Consider the following 24,076-nt stretch of genomic DNA (forward strand, 5'->3'; position numbering starts at 1 on the left):
ATCAGCCTGGCGGGAAGGGCTTCTTTTTGGGTTAGCGCCGCGTCTCAGGTCTCGCCGTCGTCAAAGGTCTCACTGTCCTCCCCTTCGTTGACGGGGTTTTCCGGATCCCTGACATCGGTGGGCTGAGACTGCGGTTTCCAGCTGCCGGAGTTGACCTGTTGGCCTTTCTCTTGGTGACAGGGCCGGTGTCCTTCCATTGGGGCGTGCCATCGCCGGCCAGTGCCGGGAGCGTCGTAAGCCCCGGGCCTGCCAGTAGCATCAGACAAATAGCGTATCGAACATTGCGCACGGTGGTCTCCTTCGCAGTCAATGTGTGAACGCTAGACCCGATGCAGGGTTCTCGCCAATCCCCAGCCGTATAGAGGGCAAAATGTGGGAGGGGGCTTGTCCCCGATAGCAGTGGGTCAGGACGTTACATGTCACTGAAAGACCGCTATCGGGGGCAAGCCCCCTCCCACATTTGGTTGCATTTCAAAGCCAACAAAAAGGGCGAAGCCATGACAGCTTCGCCCTCTCTGCTACCGCTCAGACTTTAATGGTGTTCGCGGGTCGCGCGGAATTTCACATCCGGCCAGCGCTCTTCCATCAGCGCCAGGTTGACCCGGGTCGGCGCCAGATAGGTCAGGTGACCACCGCCGTCCACCGCGAGGTTTTCCACGGCCTTGTTGGAAAACTCTTCCAGCTTTTTCTTATCGCTGCACTCGATCCAGCGCGCCGAATACACGGTGATCGGCTCGTAGGAGCATTCAACCTTGTATTCCTCTTTCAAACGGCTGGCGACCACATCGAACTGCAGCACACCCACGGCGCCGAGGATGATGTCGTTGCTGCGCTCGGGGAAGAACACCTGGGTGGCGCCCTCTTCCGCCAACTGCTGCAGACCTTGGCGCAGTTGCTTGGACTTGAGCGGATCGCGCAGGCGTACGCGGCGGAACAGTTCCGGGGCGAAGTGCGGGATGCCGGTGAAGCCCAGCGCTTCGCCTTCGGTGAAGGTATCCCCGATCTGAATGGTGCCGTGGTTGTGCAGGCCGATGATGTCACCGGCGTAGGCTTCTTCGAGCTGTTCACGCTCGGAGGAGAAGAATGTCAGGGCGTCGCCGATGCGTACGTCCTTGCCGGTGCGCACGTGGCGCATCTTCATGCCCTTTTCGTAGCGGCCGGAGCAGATACGCATGAAGGCGATGCGGTCGCGGTGCTTGGGGTCCATGTTCGCCTGGATCTTGAACACGAAGCCGGTGAATTTTTCTTCGACCGGCTCCACGGTGCGCTCGTTGGCCACGCGGGCCAGGGGCTTGGGTGCCCAATCCACCACGGCGTCGAGCACATGGTCGACACCGAAGTTGCCCAAGGCCGTGCCGAAGAACACCGGGGTCAATTGACCGTCGAGGAATTCCTGCTGGTTGAACGCGTGGCAGGCGCCCTGCACCAGTTCCAGCTGGTCGACAAAGCGGTCGTACTCGTCGCCCAAGTGGGCGCGGGCTTCGTCGGAGTCGAGCTTCTCGATGATTTTCACATCGGTGCGCTCATGCCCATGACCGGCGGTGTAGACGATGATGTAGTCATCGGCCAGGTGATATACGCCCTTGAAATCGCGGTAGCAACCGATCGGCCAGGTGATCGGCGCGGCCTTGATCTTCAGGACGGCTTCGATTTCGTCCAGCAGCTCGATGGGGTCGCGGATATCGCGGTCGAGTTTGTTGATGAAGCTGACGATCGGCGTGTCGCGCAACCGGCACACGTCCATCAACGCGATGGTGCGGGGCTCGACGCCTTTACCGCCGTCGAGGACCATCAGCGCCGAGTCCACCGCCGTCAAGGTGCGGTAGGTGTCTTCGGAGAAGTCTTCGTGGCCCGGGGTGTCGAGCAGGTTGACCATGTGGTCGCGATACGGAAATTGCATGACCGACGTGGTAATGGAAATACCCCGTTGCTTTTCCATTTCCATCCAGTCGGATGTCGCATGGCGGTCGGATTTGCGCGATTTCACCGTGCCGGCCACTGCGATTGCCTTGCCCATCAGCAACAGCTTTTCGGTGATGGTGGTTTTACCGGCATCGGGGTGGGAAATAATGGCGAAAGTGCGGCGTTTCGCGACTTCGGCGGCCTGGTGGGTCATGGGAAATCGCCTGGCAGGTGAGTCAAAAAAGGGCGGCGAGTATAGCGCAAACACGAGGGTACGGACCACCGTTGAGCCCATTGGGGGTGGCTAAATGCGCCCAAGTGTGGAACCTTTTAAAAGGTAGAGACGTCCACTCCCCTGCTTACGCACTCGGAACAGGGGCTGGAAAATCAGCAAGTTAGCCTGACGAGGCTGCGCTTATGGCTCGAACTCATGCCGCTTTTGACGGCATTGGCGAGCTGCATTTCGCGATCACATTTCGCTGACAGCCAGCAATGGCTTGCCACGCAGGAATGTGTTCGTCGACAGAAGAAAAAAGGAGTCCGCCTGTGGCTATTCGCTATGGCAAAGGGCTTATGGGAGCAGCGGTTGTCGTCGCGCTCCTGGCCCTGCTGGTCCATTGGATCGGCATCAACACGATCGAACTGTACCGCGACGATTTGTTGTTTTACCTGCAAGCTCATCTGATTCTGGTTTTAGTGTCCATGCTGGCCGCCCTGATCGTGGGGATCCCCGCCGGTATCCTGCTCAGTCGACCGAACATGGTCGGGCGCGCAGAACGTTTCATGCAGATTTTCAACATCGGCAACACCGTCCCTCCTCTGGCCGTACTGGCCATCGCCCTCGGCGTCCTCGGCATCGGCAGCGGCCCGGCGATCTTCGCGCTGTTTCTCGCCTCCCTCCTGCCCATCGTGCGTAACACCTACGAAGGCCTGAAGAATGTTCAGGGCTCCCTGAAGGAAGCCGCCACCGGTATCGGCATGACCCCGCGACAGGTGCTGTTTCGTGTGGAGCTGCCCAACGCTGTGCCGATCATCATCGGCGGTGTGCGCGTGGCCCTGGCGATCAACGTCGGTACCGCGCCGCTGGCGTTCCTGATTGGTGCCAACAGCCTGGGCAGCCTGATCTTCCCCGGCATTGCCCTGAACAACCAGCCACAACTGCTGCTCGGCGCTGCGTGCACCGCGCTGCTGGCATTGCTGCTTGACGGCCTGGTGACCATGGCCAGCCGCCTCTGGCTGGAACGCGGGTTGCGCCCGTCTTAACGCCAGGTAAGGAATCCAGATGAAAAAACTAAGCTTGATATTAGGCTGCGTCCTGCTGCTTGCAGGTATTGCGCAAGCCGCCGACAAACCCGTAATCCGCATCGGCGCCCGGGTGTTCACCGAACAGACCCTGCTCGCCGAAATCACCTCCCAGTACCTGCGCACCAAGGGCTATGACGCCCGTGTGACGGGCGGCCTGGGCAGCAACCTGGCGCGCAGTGCCCAGGAAAGCGGGCAACTGGATCTGATCTGGGAATACACCGGCGTGTCGCTGGTGGCCTACAACCACATCGACGAGAAGCTCGACAGCGAACAGTCCTACGCACGGGTCAAAGAACTCGACGCGGAAAAAGGCCTGGTCTGGCTGTCGCCATCGCGCTTCAGCAACACCTACGCCCTGGCGTTGCCGGAGAAGGTTGCTCAGGAACATCCCGAGATCAACAGCATCAGCGATCTCACTCAAGCCATGGCCGCAGACACCAAGGACCACCGCCTGGTCGCCCTGGACACCGAGTTCGCCAACCGCTCCGACGGCCTGGCGGGCATGGTCAAGCTGTACGACATGAACCTGACGCGCAAGAACACCCGGCAGATGGACGCTGGACTGGTCTACACCGCGCTGCGCAATGGCCAGGTGTTTGCCGGCCTGGTCTACACCACCGACGGGCGCCTGAATGCGTTCAAGTTGAAGCTGCTCGAAGACGACAAGCATTACTTCCCGGACTACACCGCAGCCCCCGTGATCCGTCAGGAGTACCTCGACCAGCACCCGCAACTGGCCGCCGAGCTCAAGCCTTTGGCCACTCTGTTCGACGACGCAACCATGCGCCAGCTGAATGCGCGGGTCGATGTCGACCATGAAAGCCCGTCCGCCGTTGCCGCCGATTTCCTGCGCCAACATCCAATCAACTAAAAAGGAGAAGACATGGAATTTTTGAACGCCTTTTCCCATCTTGATTGGGCCCAGGTCCTGCACCTGACCTGGCAGCACATCACCCTGGTCGGTATTGCTGTGATTCTCGCGATTGTCGTCGGTGTGCCCTTGGGCGTGCTGATGACCCGCTATCCGACACTTGCAGGCCCCTTGCAAGCCAGCGCCACGGTATTGCTCACGGTGCCCTCCATCGCCCTGTTCGGCCTGTTGCTGCCGTTCTACTCCAAATTTGGCCAGGGCCTGGGACCGATGCCGGCGATTACCGCCGTGTTCCTCTACTCCCTGTTGCCGATCATGCGTAACACCTACCTGGCGCTCACCGGTGTTGAACCGGGTATCCGCGAGGCCGCCAAAGGCATCGGCATGACGTTCGGCCAGCGCCTGCGCATGGTCGAATTGCCGATTGCCGTGCCGGTGATCCTCGCCGGTGTGCGCACCGCCGTGGTGATGAACATCGGTGTGATGACCATCGCCGCCACCATCGGCGCCGGTGGCCTGGGTGTACTGATTCTGGCTTCCATCAGCCGCAGCGACATGTCGATGCTGATTGTCGGCGCCGTGCTGGTCAGTCTCCTGGCCATCTTCGCCGACCTGCTCTTGCAATGGCTGCAACGCTCGCTGACTCCAAAAGGATTGCTCAAATGATCGAACTTCAAAACCTGTCCAAGACTTTTCAAAGCAACGGCAAGACTGTCACCGCCGTCAACGATGTGAGCCTGACCGTCAACGAAGGCGAAATTTGCGTATTCCTCGGTCCTTCGGGCTGCGGCAAGAGTACGACGTTGAAGATGATCAACCGCTTGATCAAGCCCTCGTCGGGCAAGATCCTGATCAACGGCGAGGACACCACCGACCTGGATGAAGTGACCCTGCGCCGCAACATTGGCTACGTGATCCAGCAGATCGGCCTGTTCCCGAACATGACCATCGAAGAAAACATCGTGGTGGTGCCCAAGCTGCTCGGCTGGGACAAGCAGAAATGCCACGACCGCGCCCGCGAGTTGATGAGCATGATCAAGCTGGAACCCAAGCAGTACCTGCATCGCTACCCGCGGGAACTGTCCGGTGGTCAGCAACAGCGCATCGGTGTGATCCGCGCCCTGGCGGCCGATGCGCCGTTGCTGCTGATGGATGAACCGTTCGGCGCGGTCGACCCGATCAACCGCGAGATGATCCAGAACGAGTTCTTCGAAATGCAGCGCGCGCTGAACAAGACCGTGATCATGGTCAGCCACGACATCGACGAAGCCATCAAGCTGGGTGACAAGATTGCGATCTTCCGCGCCGGCAAGCTGTTGCAGATCGACCACCCGGACACGCTGCTGGCGCACCCGGCGGACGAGTTCGTGAGTAACTTCGTCGGCCAGGACAGCACCCTCAAGCGCCTGCTGCTGGTGAAGGCCGAAGACGCGGCGGACAACGCGCCGTCGGTGAGCCCGGAAACCCCGGTAGCCGATGCGCTGGAGTTGATGGACGAGCACGACCGCCGCTATGTAGTGGTCACCTGCGCCGAGAACAAGGCGCTGGGCTATGTACGCCGTCGCGACCTGCACCGTCAGGCCGGTACCTGCGGCCAGTACCTGCGCGAGTTCAACGCCACGGCGGCGTATGACGAGCACCTGCGCATCCTGCTGTCGCGCATGTACGAGTTCAACCGTTCATGGTTGCCGGTGATGGATGCCGAGCGGGTGTTCCTCGGGGAAGTGACGCAGGAATCGATTGCCGAGTACCTGAGTTCCGGCAAATCCCGTGGCGGCAAGACCAGTATCGTTTCGCCTGCCGAGACCGCCCTGGCCTGACACAACGCGGTAAAAAAATGTGGGAGGGGGCTTGCCCCCTCCCACATTTGCCCCACGGTGAGTCAGGGAAATGTGCTCAATTCCCCTTCAGCGGGGAACATCAATCCGTCACACCGGTCGGTTACATAAGTAGCTGCACGGGGTCGCGCGACGAACGCGTGCACAAACGCGACATTTTTAGTTGATCCCACGCCCGCCAAGCCCTAAAGTTCGCGCCGAACGTCCATGCTGGAAACGATCCATCCGGCTCAAGTACTGACGACGAGACAGCAAGGCCAAGGGAAGCTTAACCCATGGCCTTTTTGCTTTCGGCGACATGCCTTGGGAAGTAGGCGAACCAAAGTGGGGATACGGAGGACGTTCATTTGCACCCATTGATCAAATTAGTTTGCCCTTAGGAGTTCCCAGCATGTCGATCAACGTCGAAGATTATTTCGCGCGCGCCACCTTTGACAAAATGAAGGCGTTCGCCGACAAACAGGAAACCCCGTTCGTGGTGATCGACACCGCGATGATCAGCCAGGCCTACGATGACCTGCGCGCCGGTTTCGAATTCGCCAAGGTGTATTACGCGGTCAAGGCCAACCCGGCCGTCGAGATCATCGACCTGTTGAAAGACAAGGGCTCGAGCTTCGACATCGCCTCGATCTACGAGCTGGACAAGGTCATGGACCGTGGCGTCAGCGCCGACCGTATCAGCTACGGCAACACCATCAAGAAATCCAAGGACATCCGCTACTTCTACGAGAAAGGCGTGCGCCTGTTCTCCACCGACTCCGAAGCCGACCTGCGCAACATCGCCAAGGCCGCGCCGGGTTCGAAAGTGTACGTGCGTATCCTCACCGAAGGCTCGACCACGGCTGACTGGCCTTTGTCGCGCAAGTTCGGCTGCCAGACCGACATGGCCATGGACCTGCTGATCCTGGCTCGTGACCTGGGCCTGGTGCCGTACGGCATTTCGTTTCACGTCGGTTCGCAACAGCGCGACATCAGCGTGTGGGACGCGGCGATCGCCAAGGTCAAAGTGATCTTCGAGCGCCTCAAGGAAGAAGACGGCATCGAGTTGAAGTTGATCAACATGGGCGGCGGCTTCCCGGCCAACTACATCACCCGCACCAACAGCCTGGAAACCTACGCTGAAGAAATCATCCGCTTCCTCAAGGAAGACTTCGGCGACGACCTGCCGGAAATCATTCTGGAGCCAGGCCGTTCGTTGATCGCCAACGCCGGTATCCTGGTCAGCGAAGTGGTGCTGGTAGCGCGCAAGTCGCGTACCGCCGTCGAGCGTTGGGTGTACACGGATGTGGGCAAGTTCTCCGGCCTGATCGAAACCATGGACGAAGCCATCAAGTTTCCGATCTGGACCGAGAAAAAAGGCGAGATGGAAGAGGTGGTCATTGCCGGCCCGACCTGCGACAGCGCCGACATCATGTATGAAAACTACAAGTACGGCCTGCCGTTGAACCTTGCGATTGGCGATCGCTTGTACTGGCTGTCGACCGGTGCCTACACCACCAGCTACAGCGCGGTTGAGTTCAATGGGTTTCCGCCGTTGAAGTCGTTTTACGTTTAAAAGCAGCAGTAAGTTTTAAGCTACAAGCTATAAGAAAAAACCCATGACATTTCATGGGTTTTTTTATGCCTCAGGAAACGCTCAAGGCACGCTGTTGATATGCATCGGCCATGGCGCGAATCTGCGGATCGTAGGCGATTGCCAGCGCCTTGTGTGCCCCCCGCAAAAACTTTGAATTCCCGCCGTCCAGCGCTTTGCGCAACCACTCCAGTGCCGCTTCGATCTGGCCGCTATCGGCCAACACCGCCGCATAACTGAACTGTCCACGAAAATCCCCGGCTTCGGCTGAACGTCGGTACCACTCAACGGCCGCTTCAAAATCCCTCGGGCAATACTGCCCATCTTCCAGATAGCGCCCCAGCAGATTCATCGACTTGGCGTGGCCCTGCTCTGCCGCCTGGCGATACAGCACCAGCGCCTGGACCTGATCCTGCACAACGCCACGGCCGGTCGCCAGCAGGTTGGCGTAGTTGTACTGCCCCCAATCCAGCCCGGCCTCTGCTGCCAGCCGGTAATCCCGCGCAGCCGCCGCTTCATCGGCGGCGCACCCCCAACCATGCTCCAGGCAACGCCCGGCCATATTGCGCGCCATCAAGTGCCCGCCTTGCGCCGCAATCCGAAACCAGCGCAGCGCCAATGCTTGATCGCGGGCAATGCCGCGTCCTTCCAGCAGGATCTGCCCGAGCAACGCCTGGGCATCGACCACGCCTTCCCTGGCCGCAATCAGAATCGCCTGGGCGGCGCGCACCGGAGAATCATCGAGCATCGACTGCAATTGCTCGACGTTGAGCACTTCCTGGCGACGCAGTAAAAACCCCATCTCAGACCTCAACCCAACGGCGCAACAAATTGTGATAGGTGCCGGTGAGCTGGATCAGCGCCGGATGGTCGGGCACGTCGCGGCTCAGTTGCTGGATGGCGCCATCCATCTCGAACAGCAGGGTGCGCTGGCTGTCTTCGCGCACCAGGCTCTGGGTCCAGAAGAACGAGGCGTAGCGCGCGCCACGGGTCACCGCGTTGACTTTATGCAGGCTCGAACCCGGGTACAGCACCATGTCGCCCGCAGGGAGCTTGACGCGCTGCAGGCCGAAAGTGTCCTGGATTTCCAGCTCGCCGCCGTCGTAGTCGTCGGGGTCGCTGAAGAACAATGTGGACGACAGGTCGGTGCGCACGCGCTCGTGGCTGCCTGTGGGCTGACGCACCGCGTTGTCGATATGAAAGTCGAAACTGCCGCCTGCGGTGTAACAGTTGAGCAGCGGCGGAAACACCTTGTGCGGTAACGCCGCTGACATAAACAGCGGGTTGCTCCACAAGCGCTCCAGCATCGCCGCGCCGATTTCCTTGGCCAGCGGATGGCCCTCGGGTAATTGCAGGTTGTGCTTGGCCTTGGCGGACTGGTGCCCGGCGGTGACTTTGCCGTCGGCCCATTCGGCCTGTTCCAGGGCTTGGCGAATACGCTGCACCTCCTCGCGAGAGAACAGGCCGGGAATATGCAGCAACATGAGCGATACCTGAGGTCAGAGAGCTGGCAATGGTATTGATTCTTATCCTCCCTGTAAAACGACGCGACGAACGAGAGCGCAAAATCCGTAAGCAAAAAGTGTAAAGAATGTAAATTCAACGCGAATAGTAATGTATCGCAATTGATAGAAAGTCTTGTTCACCCTATATTCCGCGACCTCACATCCTTGGGGAAAGGACACGTCATGTCGCGCACCACACCAACAACAACCGCCAGTTCACCACGCATGCTGGCTTCGGCCATCGGCGTTGCCCTCAGCGCCAGCTCTGTCGCCCACCTGGCGCAGGCGGCTGAAAACACCGAACCACAAGGCGGGCGCAACCCTATCTCCCTCGGCGCCACCAACATTACCGGCCAGGATCAGGACACCACTTCCTATCAGGTGGAAAAAGCCTCCTCGCAGAAATACACCGCGCCGCTGGTGGACACCCCGCGCTCGGTGACCGTGGTCCCGCAGCAAGTGCTCAAGGACACCGCCGCCACCTCGCTGCAGGACGCCCTGCGCACCGTACCGGGGATTACCTTCGGCGCCGGTGAAGGCGGCAACCCCCAGGGCGATCGTCCGTTCATCCGGGGCTTCGACGCCCAGGGCGACACTTACCTGGACGGCGTGCGCGATACCGGCGGCCAGAGCCGCGAGATCTTCGACATCGAATCCATCGAAGTCAGCAAAGGCCCGAACTCGTCCTTCGGCGGTCGCGGCTCGGCCGGTGGCAGCCTCAACCTGGTGAGCAAGACCCCGCAAGCGCGGGACTTCACCAACGGCGGCTTCACCTACGGTTCCGACCAGACCCGCCGCTACGTGCTCGACGTGAACCGCCAGTTCCTCGACGACAGCGCCGCCTTCCGCCTGAACCTGATGAGCCACGAGCAAAACGTCGCCGGCCGCGATGCGGTCAATTACGACCGTTGGGGCGTGGCACCCTCGCTGACCTTTGGCCTGGGCACACCGACCCGCGTCAACCTCAGCTACTACCACATGGAAAGCGACGACCTGCCGGATTCGGGGATCCCCTACGCCTACGGCAACAATGGCGCGCGTGCGGCCCACGTGCACGACAAGCCCACCGACGGCGGCGACAGCAACAACTTCTACGGTTTGAAGAGCCGCGACTTCCGCAAGACCCGCGCCGACATCAGCACGTTCTCCATCGAGCACGACCTGAACGACAACATGACGCTGAAAAACACCCTGCGCCATGGCAGCACCGGCCAGGACTACATCTTGACGCAGCCTGATGACAGCCAGCACAACGTCAACCAGTTCGGCACCGTGTGGCGCCGCGCCAACAGTCGCGTTTCCACCACCACCACGACTACCAACCAGACCGACCTGTTCGGCAGCTTCCAGGCATTGGGCTTCAAGCACAGCTACTCCACCGGCCTGGAATTCACCGGTGAAGAAACCCGCGTCAGCGGCTACACCGTCAGCCCCAACGCCAACCCGGTCTGCACCTTGGCCAAGGGCAGCCTGGGCGGCCAGTGCACCTCACTGAGCAACCCGAACCCCGACGACGCCTGGAACGGCAGCATCGCGCGCAATTACAACGGCACCAACACCAAGGCCACCAGCCGCGCCGCGTACGTATTCGATACCATCGAGCTCGATCCGAAATGGCTGCTGAACGTAGGCTTGCGTTACGACACCTTTGACACTGAAGCCAACACCAACGCCGTCGCCGGACGCACCAGGATCAAGGACGACAGCCAGTTCTTCAACTGGCAAGCCGGCCTAGTCTGGAAGCCGGTGGAGAACGGCAGCATCTACGCCTCGTACGCAACATCGGCCACGCCAGCCGGTGGCCTGATAGGCGAAGGTTCCGACGGCAACCCACTGTCTGCCGGTGCCGCCACCAGCGACTTGCAGCCAGAAGAAACCGTCAACTACGAACTGGGCACCAAATGGGACCTGTTCCACGACCGCCTGTCCCTGACCGCAGCTATCTTCCGCACCGAAAAGAAAAACACCCGCATCCTGGTGGATGCGCTCACCTACCAGAACGCCGGTGAATCTCAGGTCGATGGCATCGAGTTGTCCGCCAGCGGCAAAATCACCGAACAATGGCAGGTGTTTGCGGGCTACAGCTATCTGGACAGCGAGCTGGTTAAATCCGGCCTCAACGGGCGTAACGGTGTGGTCAGCGCCGGTTCCAATACCGGCAACCAGATGCCTAATACGCCGAAGAACTCGTTCAGCCTGTGGACCACCTACGACGTGACGCCCAAGCTGACCATCGGCGGCGGCGCCTTCTATGTCGACCAGATTTACGGCGATGTCGGCAACACGGTGTATGTACCCTCCTACACCCGCTACGACGCCATGGCCAGCTATAAGCTGACCAAGAACGTCGACTTGCAATTGAACGTGCAGAACCTGACCGACAAGACCTACTACGACAAGGCTTTCTCCACGCACTTCGCCAACCAGGCGGCCGGTCGTACGGCGTTGTTGACCACCAGCTTCCACTTCTAAAAGCGGTCCCAGTTCAACCAGGAGCCCCACGCATCGGATGCGTGGGGCTTTTGCGTGTTTCCCGGCAACTCACGGCATAATGCGCGCCGTGATACCTATATCCAGCTAAGCGAGGCGCTCCGACGTGTTGAAGAAAACCCTGTTCCAGTTGCATTGGTTCTTCGGCATCACGGCCGGGCTGGTGCTGGCCTTGATGGGGATCACCGGGGCTGCGTACTCGTTCCAGGATGAAATCCTGCGGGCGCTCAACCCCACGGTATTGAGCGTGCAGAAACGCGAAGCAGGCGTGCTGCCGCCCGCCGAGCTGGTGCGCAAGCTGGAAGCCGCCGAAGGCAAGCGCGTGGCGATGCTGTGGGTCGAAGACCACAGCGGCAATGCCGGCCAAGTGGCCTTTACCCCACCGCCGGGCGAGCGGCGCGGCCAGATGCGTTACTTCGATCCGTACACCGGCGACTACCTGGGCGACGCCGTCGGCCAGGACGTATTCGGCTTTATCCTGCAGCTGCACCGCTTCCTCGCCATCGGCGATACCGGACGCAATATCACCGGCGCCTGCACCCTGATCCTGCTGTTCTTCTGCCTTTCCGGCCTGTACCTGCGCTGGCCGCGCCAGGTCAAAAACTGGCGCGTATGGCTGACCCTGGACTGGCGCAAAAAGGGCCGCAGCTTCAATTGGGACCTGCACTCGGTGTTCGGCACCTGGTGCCTGCTGTTTTACCTGCTGGCAGCGCTGACCGGGCTGTATTGGTCCTATGACTGGTACAACCAGGGCGTGACCAAACTGCTCTCCGATGCGCCGCAGAACGAGCGTATGCGCAAGCGCGGCCCGCCGCCTGCTGGCCTCGCGCCCGTGGCCAACTACGAGGCGATCTGGAGCAGCATCTACAGCAACGCCGGCCCTGGCTTGAGCGCCTACAACATCCGCCTGCCGGCCGTCGCCGGGCAACCGGCCACCGTGTATTACCTGCTGGATAGCTCGCCCCATGACCGCGCGCTGAACCAGATCAACCTCGACCCGGCCACCGGCGAGGTCACGTCCCATGAGCGTTACGCCAGCAAGAGCCTCAAGGCGCAGTTGCTGACCAGTGTCTATGCACTGCACACCGGCAGTTATTTCGGGCTGGTCGGGCGAATCGTCCTCACGGTGAGCGCGCTGCTCATGCCGTTGTTCTTTATTACCGGCTGGCTGCTGTACCTGGACCGCCGGCGCAAAAAACGCCAGGTGCGGGACGCGCGCAACGGCCTGGTGGTCAGCCACAGCGACGCGCCGGCCTGGTTGATCGGCTTTGCCAGCCAGAGCGGCTTTGCCGAACAGTTGGCCTGGCAAACCGCCGGGCAATTGCAGGCCGCAGGGCTCGGGGTGAAGGTGCAGCCCCTGGGCAGCGTCAGCCGCGATGACCTCAGCCAGGCGCAACAGGCGTTGTTCGTGGTCAGTACATTCGGTGACGGCGAAGCGCCCGACAGCGCCCGCGGCTTTGAGCGCAGCGTGCTCGGCCAGGACCTGTCCCTCAAAGGCTTGAACTACTCGGTACTGGCCCTGGGCGACCGGCAGTACGCGCACTTTTGCGGCTTTGCGAGGCGTCTGCATTTCTGGCTGACGCACCAGGGCGGTACCCCGCTGTTCGCGCCGGTGGAAGTCGACAATGGCGACACAGAAGCCTTGATGACCTGGCAACAACAGCTCGGCCAGCTCACCGGTCACGCGCCGGCAGCCGCGTGGCAGATGGCCCAGTTTGAACACTGGGCCTTGAGCCAACGCACCCTGCTCAACCCCGGCAGCATCGGCGCCCCCGTGTACCTGCTGGGCCTCACGCCGCCCTCGCCCATCAGTTGGCTGGCCGGTGACCTGGTGGAAATCCTGCCGCGCAATGGTCCACGGGCCGTCGAGCACTTCCTGGAAGGGCTGGGCCTGGCCGGCAGCGACGGCGTGCTGATCGAAGGCCTGGCGCAAACACTGAACCAGGCCCTGGCCACACGCCAGCTACCGGACAACCGCACGCACCTGGTCGGCCTGCACGCCCAGGCCCTGGTGGATGCGCTGATCCCCCTGGGCATGCGCGAATACTCGATCGCCTCGATTGCCAGCGACGGCGTGCTGGAGCTGATCGTGCGCCAGGAGCGTCATCCCGATGGCAGCCTGGGCCTGGGCTCCGGCTGGCTGACTGAATATGCCGCCGTAGGCTCAAGCATCAGCCTGCGCCTGCGCCGCAACAGCGGCTTTCATCTGCCGGATGCGCCGGTGCCGCTGATCCTGCTGGGCAACGGCACCGGCCTCGCCGGCCTGCGCAGCTTGCTCAAGGCGCGCATTGCCGACGGCCGACAACGTAACTGGCTGCTGTTCGGCGAACGCCATATCGCCCACGACTATCTGTGCCAGGAAGAACTGCAAGGCTGGCTGGCCAGTGGTGACCTGGCCCTGCTGGACCTGGCGTTCTCGCGGGATCAGGCGGAAAAAATCTACGTACAGGATCGCCTGCGCGAGTCCGCCGATGTGCTGCGCAAGTGGCTGGCGGACGGTGCGGCGATTTATGTGTGCGGCAGTTTGCAGGGCATGGCCACGGGCGTGGACCAGGCGCTGGTGGCTATCCTCGGCGGTGAAGCGGTGGAGCGCCTGATCGAACAAGGCCGCTATCGCCGGGATGTGTACTGATCCTTTACAGACACTGAAGATCAAATGTGGGAGGGGCTTAAGGCTTTTTGTAGGAGCGAGCTTGCTCGCGAAAAACGTCAACGATAACGCGTGTTTTCTGAATGAACGCGGTGCCTGTGAATTTTTCGCGAGCAAGCTCGCTCCTACAGACTGGCATTAGGGCAAGCCCCCTCCCACCGTTTTACTGTATTCCAAGTCAGGTGGGTTGCAGCTTCTGTTCGAACACTGAAAGCCCATCCAAGTCTCGCAGGATCACCGTCAACTCCGCCGTCTGCCCATCAATCTGCACCTCGCCGAAAAACTGAAACCCGGCAAACGGTGAAGTGTTCTGCGCCGGCGGTGCCTTCTCGAACACCACCTCGGGACCGAAGGTCTTGTCCAACGGATTGGGCCCGAAGCTCCCGGCATTCAAGGGCCCCGCGACGAACTCCCAGAACGGCTCGAAATCCTGGAAAGCCGCCCGATCCGGGTGATAGTGATGCGCCGCGCAATAGTGCACATCGGCGGTCAGCCATACATGGTTGCGCACCTTGTGCGCGCGCAGGAACCCCAGCAATTCGGCAATTTCCAGCTCTCGCCCCTGGGCCGGGCCGGGATCACCGTTGGCAATCGCTTCCCAACGCGGCACGCCGGGGCTGACTTCACCGTCGGGCACGCCCAGCCCGATGGGCATGTCGGCCGCGACCACTTTCCACTGCGCCCGGGACGCCTTGAGTTCGCGCTTGAGCCAGTCCAGTTGCTCGCGGCCGAGGAAGGGCTTTTCACCGCCCAGGTTGTCGTCGTTGGGGCCGCGATAACTGCGCATGTCCAGCACGAACACATCCAGCAGCGGGCCGTAACTGAGCGTGCGATAAATCCGCCCGCCCGCGTCGGCGCTTTGCCGGCGCATCGGTGAATATTCCAGCCAGGCCTGGCGCGCGCGGCCGACCAGGGTATTGATGTCGCGAGTCTGGTAACGCTCATCCAACTGCTTGCCGGATGACCAGTTGTTGATCACCTCGTGGTCGTCCCACTGCCAGATCTGCGGCACCTCGGCATTGAAGCGCCGCACGTTTTCATCCAGCAGGTTGTAGCGGTAATTGCCGCGATATTCATCCAGGGTTTCGGCGACTTTGCTCTTGGCTTCGGTGGTGATGTTGCGCCAGATGCGTCCGCCCTCGGTGGCCAATTGCGCCGGCACCGGGCCGTCGGCGTAGATGGTGTCGCCACTGTGGATAAAGAAGTCCGGCAGGCGCAGGCGCATGGCTTCATAGATGCGCATGCCGCCGATGTCCGGGTTGATGCCGAAGCCTTGCCCGACGGTGTCGCCACTCCATACAAAGCGGATGTCGCGACGCTGTTGCGGCACGCTGCGCAAGTGGCCGAACCACGGCTCGCTGGCGATGCCGGTCTGGGCGTCTTCAAAATGCACGCGGTAGAAAATCGCCTGGTCGGCGGGCAGCCCGGTGAGTTCGACGCGGGCGGTAAAATCGCTGCGGTTATCGGCCAGGGGCGAGACGAATCTGCGCGGGTTGCTGAACACACTGCGGGTGTCCCACTCCACCACCATCCGCGCAGGTCGGTCGCTGCGGCTCCAGATCATCGCACGATCGCCGAGCAAATCCCCCGATTGCACGCCATCGGTGAGCAGCGGGCGGTCCTTGACCGACGCAATCACCGCCGGCGCCAGGCCCGGCAGCAGCAGGCCTGCGCCGACAGCTTGCATCACGCGGCGACGGCCGAGATCGAAGTGGCTCATACGGGTGCCCTCTTGAGTATCAAAAGGGCCACTAAAGCATGCGTCGATGAAGCAGACATGACACCGCTCTCACCGCCAATGAAGATCAAATGTGGGAGGGGGCTTGCCCCCGATAGCAGTGTGTCAGCTGCAAATAAGCTGGCTGACATACCGCTATCGGGGGCAAGCCCCCTCCCACATTTTTTTACCGCGTCAGGCAGCTACTGCCAGCTCCACCGCTTCCGGGCGCTTGAGCAGCGCATACACCACACCGGTCAGCACACTGCCGGCCACAATCGCCAGCAGATACAGCAGCGCATGATTCATCGCGTTCGGAATCACCAGCACGAACAACCCGCCGTGGGGCGCGGCCAGTTTGCAACCGAAGTACATCGACAGCGCCCCCGTCAACGCGCCCCCGGCAATGCTGGCCGGGATCACCCGCAGCGGGTCCTTGGCCGCAAACGGAATGGCGCCTTCGGAGATAAAGCACATCCCGAGAATCATCGCGGCCTTGCCGGCTTCGCGTTCAGTCTGGGCGAACTTGCGTCGGGCCAGGAACGTTGCGATGCCCATACCAATCGGCGGCACCATGCCGGCGGCCATGGTCGCGGCCATCGGCGCCCCGCTTGACGCCGCCAGCAGGCCGACGGAAAACGCATACGCCGCCTTGTTGATCGGCCCGCCCAGATCGACGCACATCATGCCGCCCAACAGGATGCCCAACAGCACCGCGTTGGTGGTGCCCATGGTGCTGAGAAAATCCGTCAGCCCGGTCAGCACGCGCGCCACCGGCGGGCCGACCAGGTAGATCATGGCAAGGCCGGTGAACAAACTGGCCAGCAACGGGATGATCAGGATCGGCTTGAGCGCCTCCAGGCTCTGCGGCAAGCGCACCGCCCGTGAGATCAGCTTGACGCTGTAGCCGGCCAGGAAACCGGCGAAGATCCCGCCGATGAACCCGGCGCCCAGCGTGCCCGCGAGCAAGCCGCCGATCATGCCCGGCGCGAGGCCGGGACGGTCAGCAATCGAGTAGGCGATGTAGCCTGCGAGCAACGGCACCATCAGCATGAACGCCTGGTCACCGACGGTTTTCAGCGCCGCCGCCAGGGTGCCTTTTTCCTCGAAGGCATGGATGCCGAACACAAAGGACAGGGCGATCAACAAACCGCCCGCCACCACCATCGGCAACATGAACGACACCCCGGTGAGCAGGTGTTTGTACACGCCGGTTTTTTCCGACTTGGCCACCGCACCGCTGCCGGCGCTTTCCACCGCACCTTCGGCCAGCGCCTTGTTCAGGGTGGCTTCCGATTGCTTGAGGGCAATGCCGGTGCCGCAGCGGTAGATCTTCTTGCCGGCGAAGCGCTCGGTGGCGACTTCGATATCCGCCGCCAGCAGCACCACATCGGCATCGGCGATGGCCTGCGGACTCAACGGCGTGCGCGCACCGACCGAGCCCTGGGTCTCGACCTGCAGGTCATAGCCCAGGCGCTTGGCGGTCTGCTGCAAGGCCTCGGCGGCCATGAACGTATGCGCAACGCCGGTCGGGCAAGCGGTAATCGCGACAATGCGCGGCGCATTCTTGGCCGGTGCATCCGTCGCCACATAGACCTGCGCCTCCTCGGCGCCGCGGCGCAACACCGCATCGACATCCGCCAGCGCCTGGGCCGGCGTGCTCTGGAACACGCGTTTGCCGACAAAACGTTGCATATCCAGCGGCGTGCTGCTGACCAGCAACACCCATTCGGCGTCATCGAGGGTCGCCTGGGACAGCTGGCTGTCCGGGCGTTGCACGTCCACCACTTCGACACTGGTGCTCCAGCCCTGGCGCTGTGCGGCGGCGTCCAGCAAGCGGGCGCACAGCACACTGGTGACCATGCCGTTCGGGCAGGCGGTAACAATGGCTAACTTCATCACAAACCCTCTTATTGTTCTGTCAGCGTGCGCACAGCGACGCCGCTTTCGAGACGCACCAACTGCGCGTCATCGCTGATGCCGAAACCGATCTGCGTCACCGCCATCGCGGCAATCGCCGTGGCGCGGCGCAGGGTCTGCTCGGGCGCTTCGTCGCGCAGCAGGCCGTGAAGCATGCCGGCCAGCAGCGAGTCGCCGGCGCCTACGGTGCTGGCAACCGTCACCTTGGGCGGCGTGGCCTGCAGGGTCGCCCCCGAGCTGTACCAGCTCACGCCGGCGGCACCGTCGGAGACCACCACATGTTCCACACCCTGTTGATGCAACTGGCGGATGGCATCCGTGGCGTTATCCAGCGCCTGGCCAAGTTCTTCAGTATTGGGCTTGACCATCCAGGGGCCCGCCTTCAATCCGGCGCGCAAGGCTTCGCCGCTGGTGTCCAGGGCCACCTTCAAACCGAGGTTTTTCAATTGCTCGATCAGTGCCTGGAACCATTGCGGGCTCACGCCCCTCGGCAAGCTGCCGGCCACCACCACGGCATCGAACCCCGGGGCAATCCGCGCCAGTTTCTCAAGCAACGCGTTCTGCGCCTGCGCCGACACCTCAGGTCCGGGTGCGTTGATATCGGTGACGCGGCCATCGTGTTCGGCAATCTTGATATTGCTTCGGGTTTCGCCGGGCACACGAACAAATGCGTCCGTAAAACCACGCTGTGCAATCAGTGCCTCGAAAGCCTGCGGGTTGCCTTCGCCCAGAAAGCCGCCCACCGTCAGCTCGTGGCCCAGGTCGGCCAACACCTGCGCCACGTTCACGCCCTTGCCGGCGGCATGGGTGATGAGCGTTTCGCTGCGGTTGACCTCACCGGGTTCCAGACGCGCCAAGCGTACCGTGAGGTCCAACGCCGGATTCAGCGTCAGGGTCAAAATCCTTGCCATTTACACGGCCTCCACTAGAGCACGTACTTCGGCGGGCGAACCCACCGCGAGTGCCTGTTGCGCCAGGCCCTGGGCCTGGCTCAGGCTGAATTCACGTACCCGTGCCTTCACTTCGGGAATGCTGCGCGCCGACACGCTCAACTCATCCACGCCCAAGCCAATCAGCACCGGCACCGCCAGCGGGTCCGCCGCCAGCTCGCCGCACACGCCGACCCATTTGCCATGGGCATGGGCGGCACGCACGGTGATGTCGATCAGTTGCAACACGGCCGGGTGCAGGCCATCGGCCTGGGCCGACAGCGTCGGGTGGCCACGGTCGATGGCCAGGGTGTATTGGGTCAGGTCGTTGGTGCCGACGCTGAAAAAGTCGACTTCCCGGGCGAGTACCGGCGCCAGCAGCGCGGCCGAAGGCACTTCGATCATGATCCCCAGTTGCAGGTCGGCCACCGGGATTTCCAGGCGCAGACGCTCGGTCATATCCCGGGCGGCGCGCCATTCATCCACGCTGCCGACCATGGGGAACATGATGCGCAACGGCCGGCTGTCCGCCGAACGCAACAGCGCGCGCAGTTGCGCTTCCATGATCTGCGGGCGTTGCAGGGTCAGGCGAATGCCGCGCACACCGAGGAAGGGGTTTTCTTCCTCGGCAATCGGCCAGTACGGCAGCGGTTTATCGCCACCCACATCGAGAGTACGCACCACCAGCGGGCGCCCGTCGAGGCCGTCGAGTACGCGGCGGTATTCGGCTTCCTGGGTGGCTTCGTCCGGCGCCTGGGGGTGAGCCATGAAAATCAGCTCGGTGCGCAACAGGCCGATGCCCTCGGCGCCCTGCTCCACCGCCGCGGCCACGCCGGCGCTTTCGCCGATATTGGCGAACACTTCCACCGCATGGCCGTCGCGGGTCAGCGCCGGTTCGTGGCGTTGCGCGGAGGCCGCTTGCAGACGTTGTTCGCGGGTGTCGCGCTCAACGGTCGCGCGTTGCAGGGTGGCGGCATCGGGGTCGACGTGCAGGCGGCCGCGCTGGCCGTCGAGCAGCAACGGCGTGCCGGCCTTGAGCAGCAACACCGCTGCGCCCGCCCCGACCAGCGCGGGAATACCGAGCGCGCGGGCAACGATGGCGCTGTGGGCCGTGGCGCCGCCACGGGCCGTGAGGATGCCGGCGACACGGGCCGGGTCCAGGCGCGCGACGTCCGAAGGGCCGACTTCGTCCATCACCAGAATGTAGGGTTCATCGGGCTCCTGCGCGGTGTCGACGCCGCACAGTTGCGCCAATACGCGGCGACCGATATCGCGCAGGTCGGCGGCGCGCTCGGCAAGCAAGGCATCCTGCAACGACTCCTGCTGCCTGGCGGCCGCTTCGATCACGCTCATCCAGGCCGCTTCGGCGCTTTCGCCCTGCTTGAGGCGGGTGTCGACTTCGTCGGTCAGCTCCGGGTCGTCGAGCATTTCCTGGTGGGTGATGAAGATCTCGCGAATCGCCTTGGACTGGCTGCGTTCGATCAGGCCTTCGATATCGCCACGTACATCACTCAGCGCGGTGTGCAGGCGCTGGCGCTCAACCGCGCAGGACTCACCGCGCAAGGGGTAGTCGAAGACCTGTTGCACCTGGATATGCGCGGGGCCGATGGCGATACCGGGCGCGGCGGCAATCGCCTGGACCTGGCTACCGGGCAGCGGCGCGCTGATGACCGGCTCGACATCGACGGTGGCGGGCTGGGCGCTGACGGTCGGCAACGGCTCGACTTCTTCGCCCAAGCCTTCTTCAATTGCGGCCAACAGGGCCGGCAGCGCATCCCCGGCAATGCTCGGCTCGGCGACGAACTCCAGCACCTGGCCACGCCGCGCGCCGAGGCTCAACAGCTTGCTCAGGCTTTTCACCGACACCGCGCCGACCGGGCCGTCGACAATGCGCACGCGGATATCGCCATCGAAGCTTTTCGCCAGTTGCGCGAGGATCTTCGCCGGGCGCGCATGAAGGCCATGGGCATTGGCCAGGGTGATGCGCGCGCTGGGCCAGTCGGGCGGCAGTTCGCCACCCAGCACCTCAAGCACGGCACGACTGCTGGTGGCGCGGCCCAATTCCTGTCCGCGCCCTTCGATCAGCAAGGCGCACAGGCGCTCGAGCAACGCCTGATGCGCTTCGCCCAGGCTGGCCAGGCAGAACAGGCCATTGAGCGGCTGGCCCAGGTAGCGCATGGGTTTGTCCGGTGTGACGAAGGCCAGGCCCGGACGCTTGACCGTCTGCTCGCTGTGCAGCCACCACAGGCCATCGCCCAGGGGCAGTGCATCGACTTGCTGCAACACGGCGGCAAAGCCGTTGCTCACGCAATCGGCCTGGCGCAACAGGCGCGCGCCTCGCCACACCAGTTCCTCGAAATCATCGGCCGACACGCCGAGGCTGATCATCTGGGCATCCAGTGCCAGCTCCTGCGGCGCGCCTTGCAGCAGTTTCAGCAAGGCCTCGGCGGAACCGGCACGGCGCAGCGCCTGGCCGAGGTCGGTTTCACCCAGGGCGCGGGTCAGCAATTGCAGCAGGCGCAAGTGTTCATCGGATTTGGCGGCAATCCCGATCGCCAGGTACACCACCTGGCCGTCGCCCCAGTCCACGCCTTCGGGAAACTGCAACAGACGCACGCCGGTGGAAAACACCTGGTCGCGGGTTTCCGGGGTGCCGTGAGGAATGGCGATGCCTTGACCAAGAAAGGTCGAGCCTTGGGCTTCACGGGCTTGCAAGCCACTGAGATAACCTTCGGCGACCAGGCCATCGGCCACCAGTTTTTCCGCGAGCAGGTGCAAGGCCGCAGATTTATCCACTGCCACCTGGCCCATGGATATCTGCTCTACAGTGAGCTCGAGCATGCCGTTCTCCTAGTTAGTGCGAGGTGCGCACTAGGTATTGTTTTGAATAAATCAGCTTGGCGGCGTTCAAAAGTAACTGACTGAGCGGTCAGTTGGCAGTAGCCACTCAGCGGCGAACATCGTAAAAATACCCTTGCTGAAACGTTTAATCTAGAATTTATGGCAGATTACGCGTTAATTGCGCAAGCTTGAAGGGCCACTCGGCGCCTGTTGTGGGACATTGGTCGTGTGCTGGAATCGGTTACGATTGGACAAAATGTCGGGGCACGCTCAAAAAAACAAGGAAACCCGGTTTGAAACTCAGTGATATCGCACGTCTGGCCGGTGTGTCCGTGACCACCGCCAGCTATGTCATCAATGGCAAGGCCGAACAACAACGCATCAGCAACGCGACGGTGGAGCGGGTGCGGGCCGTGGTCCAGGCCCACGGTTTTACGCCTAACCCGCAAGCGGCCGGATTGCGCAGCCGGCACACACGCACCCTGGGCTTTATCCTGCCGGACTTGGAGAACCCCAGTTACGCACGCATAGCCAAGTTGCTCGAACAGGGCGCACGGGCGCGCGGCTATCAATTGCTGATCGCCAGCTCCGATGATGAGGCTGACAGCGAGCGCCAGTTGCTGCAACTGTTCCGCGCGCGGCGTTGCGATGCGCTGTTTGTCGCCAGCTGCCTGCCGGCCGAGGATGACAGCTATCGCGAGCTGCAAGCCAAAGGCTTGCCGGTGATCGCCATCGACCGGGTCATGGAGCCCAACCAGTTCTGCTCGGTGGTCAGCGATGACCGTCAAGCCTGTCAGCAGCTCACCGGCAGCCTGCTGCACCCGCTGCCCAAGCAAATCGCCCTGATCGGCGCCCATCCGGAGCTGAGCATCAGCCAGGAGCGTGCCGCAGGTTTCCGCGAAGCCCTGCAAGGCTTTACCGGCGAGGTGATCATCGAACAGGGTGAGGCCTTCAGCCGCGACTGCGGGCGACAGCTGATGGAGCAATTACTGCAGCGCCTGGGGCATCTGCCTGACGCCCTGGTGACCACGTCCTACGTGCTGCTGCAAGGCGTGTTTGACGCCCTGCACGACTTCCCGCTCAAGTCGCGGCCCCTGCGCCTGGGCACCTTCGGCGATACGCAGTTGCTGGATTTTTTGCCGTTGCCGGTCAACGCCATGGCCCAGCAGCATCAACTGATCGCCGACACTGCCCTGCGCCTGGCCCTGGCGGCCATTGAAGAAGAACACTACCAGCCCGGCGTGCACGGCATCAGCCGAACCTTCAAGCAGCGCATTCACGAGGCCTGAGCGTGGATCTGATCGACACCCACACCCACCTGGATTTCGCGGACTTCGACAGTGATCGTCCGCAGGTCCTCGCCCACAGCCGTCAACTCGGTGTGCGGCGCCTGGTGGTGCTCGGTGTTTATCAGCGCAATTGGCAACGGTTGTGGGATCTGGTGGTGGAGGATGAAGGCTTGTTCGCCGCCTTCGGCCTGCACCCGGTGTATCTCGATGAGCATCGCCCCGCCGACCTGCTGGAATTGGGCGACTGGCTGACGCGCCTGCAGGGCCATCGGCAACTGTGCGCCGTGGGTGAAATCGGCCTGGATTACTTTCTTGAGCACCTGGACCGAGAGCGCCAGCAAGCGCTGTTCGAAGCCCAGTTGAAACTGGCGGTGGATTTCGCCCTGCCGGCCCTGCTCCACGTACGCCGCAGTCATGCGGCGGTGATCGCTACGCTCAAGCGCATCAAGCTGCCGCGCGGCGGCATCATTCATGCGTTCGCCGGCAGCCGGGAAGAAGCCCGCGAGTACATCAAGCTCGGTTTCAAGCTGGGCCTGGGCGGTGCCGCCACCTGGCCGCAGGCCTCGCGCATGCACAAGGTGCTGGCCCAGTTGCCGCTGGAAGCCGTGGTGCTGGAAACCGACGCGCCGGATATGGCCCCGGCCATGTATCCGGGCCAGCGCAACAGCCCACAACACTTGCCGGCTATCTGCAGCGCCCTGGCCGAGCGGATGGGCATCAGCGCATCACGGCTGGCTGAGGCGAGCACACGCAACGCGTGCGAGCTGTTCCAGTGGTAGCCGGCTGACGGCCTGCAGATTCAAGGTCATCCTTTGCCGATGGCGCACGTAGCGCAGCACCAGAAAGTGGATCAACAGCGTCGCCAGCGAAATGTTGAATTGCCCGATCACACTGAGCAGCCCCAGCCATTCTGCAAACAGCGCCGCCAGGAGGGTCGCGCACGTCAGCATGATCATGCCAGGCGGCACCAGGGCCCACTGGTCGAGGGCGCGAAATCGCCGCAGCTGTTTGCGGCAACACAGCTGCAGGCATGCATGCATGGCAATAGGTACAGACGAAGGGTTCGTCGATGGCAATGGCGTTCAGTTGCCAGGGCTTGAGTTCAAACGTCATGTCGCAGTGGGCGCAATGCCCCTTGATGCCGATGACAGCGGCCATCGCCGTGCCTCCTTGAGACTGTGACCAAGTGATACAAATTCTCACCTATTCACAGCGCATTGAAAGGCCATCAGCGAAATCAGGACAA

16 protein-coding genes and 1 pseudogene are annotated in these 24,076 nt (G+C 62.3%); 9 read left to right on the forward strand and 8 right to left on the reverse strand.

Annotated elements, in window-relative coordinates:
* Positions 1-532: 532 nt before the first annotated feature.
* Positions 533-2,116 (reverse strand): peptide chain release factor 3, encoded by a 1,584-nt coding sequence (locus tag TU82_RS26140; protein ID WP_057726109.1) that lies wholly within the window; start codon positions 2,114-2,116, stop codon positions 533-535.
* 296 nt (positions 2,117-2,412) lie between these two features.
* Between TU82_RS26140 and TU82_RS26145 the strand changes: the two genes are divergently transcribed.
* The 5 genes from TU82_RS26145 to TU82_RS26165 all read left to right on the forward strand — a co-directional run bounded on the left by TU82_RS26145 (position 2,413) and on the right by TU82_RS26165 (position 7,471).
* A complete protein-coding gene (locus TU82_RS26145; RefSeq protein WP_370671691.1) occupies positions 2,413-3,165 on the forward strand; it encodes an ABC transporter permease in 753 nt (250 codons plus the stop codon).
* A gap of 19 nt (positions 3,166-3,184) precedes the next feature.
* On the forward strand, positions 3,185-4,078 hold the full coding sequence (locus TU82_RS26150) for a glycine betaine ABC transporter substrate-binding protein (protein WP_057726111.1): 894 nt from the start codon (positions 3,185-3,187) through the stop codon (positions 4,076-4,078).
* A 12-nt stretch (positions 4,079-4,090) separates the two neighbouring features.
* Positions 4,091-4,744 carry an ABC transporter permease gene (locus tag TU82_RS26155; RefSeq protein WP_057726112.1) on the forward strand — a complete coding sequence of 218 codons (654 nt, stop codon included), beginning with the start codon at positions 4,091-4,093 and terminating at the stop codon, positions 4,742-4,744.
* Positions 4,741-5,898, forward strand: a complete 1,158-nt coding sequence (locus TU82_RS26160) for an osmoprotectant ABC transporter ATP-binding protein OsmV (RefSeq protein ID WP_057726113.1) — start codon at positions 4,741-4,743, stop codon at positions 5,896-5,898. The genes TU82_RS26155 and TU82_RS26160 overlap by 4 nt, the downstream gene beginning before the upstream one ends.
* A gap of 409 nt (positions 5,899-6,307) precedes the next feature.
* Positions 6,308-7,471, forward strand: coding sequence for a type III PLP-dependent enzyme (locus TU82_RS26165; protein WP_003188470.1), 1,164 nt, complete (start codon positions 6,308-6,310; stop codon positions 7,469-7,471).
* A 70-nt stretch (positions 7,472-7,541) separates the two neighbouring features.
* Here the strand turns inward: TU82_RS26165 and TU82_RS26170 are convergent, their stop codons facing one another.
* Both TU82_RS26170 and TU82_RS26175 read right to left on the reverse strand, forming a co-directional pair.
* Positions 7,542-8,291 (reverse strand): tetratricopeptide repeat protein, encoded by a 750-nt coding sequence (locus TU82_RS26170; RefSeq protein ID WP_057726114.1) that lies wholly within the window; start codon positions 8,289-8,291, stop codon positions 7,542-7,544.
* A 1-nt stretch (position 8,292) separates the two neighbouring features.
* The gene (locus TU82_RS26175) at positions 8,293-8,973 is read right to left on the reverse strand and encodes a Fe2+-dependent dioxygenase (RefSeq protein ID WP_057726115.1); all 681 of its coding nucleotides are present in this window, start codon (positions 8,971-8,973) and stop codon (positions 8,293-8,295) included.
* 204 nt (positions 8,974-9,177) lie between these two features.
* Here TU82_RS26175 and TU82_RS26180 point away from each other — a divergent pair, with 204 nt between their 5' ends.
* Both TU82_RS26180 and TU82_RS26185 read left to right on the forward strand, forming a co-directional pair.
* Positions 9,178-11,466: a TonB-dependent receptor gene (locus tag TU82_RS26180; RefSeq protein ID WP_057726116.1), complete on the forward strand. Its 2,289-nt coding sequence runs from the start codon at positions 9,178-9,180 to the stop codon at positions 11,464-11,466.
* A 124-nt stretch (positions 11,467-11,590) separates the two neighbouring features.
* Positions 11,591-14,116, forward strand: a complete 2,526-nt coding sequence (locus TU82_RS26185; protein WP_057726117.1) for a PepSY domain-containing protein — start codon at positions 11,591-11,593, stop codon at positions 14,114-14,116.
* A 196-nt stretch (positions 14,117-14,312) separates the two neighbouring features.
* Here TU82_RS26185 and TU82_RS26190 read toward each other — a convergent pair whose 3' ends face one another.
* The 4 genes from TU82_RS26190 to ptsP form a co-directional block, all read right to left on the reverse strand.
* On the reverse strand, positions 14,313-15,854 hold the full coding sequence (locus TU82_RS26190; RefSeq protein ID WP_057726118.1) for an alkaline phosphatase D family protein: 1,542 nt from the start codon (positions 15,852-15,854) through the stop codon (positions 14,313-14,315).
* A gap of 192 nt (positions 15,855-16,046) precedes the next feature.
* A complete protein-coding gene (locus TU82_RS26195) occupies positions 16,047-17,750 on the reverse strand; it encodes a PTS fructose-like transporter subunit IIB (RefSeq protein ID WP_057726119.1) in 1,704 nt (567 codons plus the stop codon).
* Between the two features lie 11 nt (positions 17,751-17,761).
* Positions 17,762-18,682, reverse strand: coding sequence for a 1-phosphofructokinase (gene pfkB / locus TU82_RS26200; protein ID WP_057726120.1), 921 nt, complete (start codon positions 18,680-18,682; stop codon positions 17,762-17,764).
* Positions 18,683-21,541 carry a phosphoenolpyruvate--protein phosphotransferase gene (gene ptsP / locus TU82_RS26205; RefSeq protein ID WP_057726121.1) on the reverse strand — a complete coding sequence of 953 codons (2,859 nt, stop codon included), beginning with the start codon at positions 21,539-21,541 and terminating at the stop codon, positions 18,683-18,685.
* 293 nt (positions 21,542-21,834) lie between these two features.
* Here ptsP and cra point away from each other — a divergent pair, with 293 nt between their 5' ends.
* Positions 21,835-22,830 (forward strand): catabolite repressor/activator, encoded by a 996-nt coding sequence (cra, locus tag TU82_RS26210; protein WP_057726122.1) that lies wholly within the window; start codon positions 21,835-21,837, stop codon positions 22,828-22,830.
* A gap of 2 nt (positions 22,831-22,832) precedes the next feature.
* A complete protein-coding gene (locus tag TU82_RS26215; RefSeq protein WP_057726124.1) occupies positions 22,833-23,609 on the forward strand; it encodes a TatD family hydrolase in 777 nt (258 codons plus the stop codon).
* Here TU82_RS26215 and TU82_RS26220 read toward each other — a convergent pair.
* A pseudogene (locus TU82_RS26220) lies at positions 23,556-23,988 on the reverse strand (hypothetical protein). The gene TU82_RS26215 and the pseudogene TU82_RS26220 overlap by 54 nt on opposite strands.
* Positions 23,989-24,076: the final 88 nt, after the last annotated feature.

This window comes from Pseudomonas orientalis (genome assembly GCF_001439815.1).
Lineage (GTDB): Bacteria > Pseudomonadota > Gammaproteobacteria > Pseudomonadales > Pseudomonadaceae > Aquipseudomonas > Aquipseudomonas orientalis.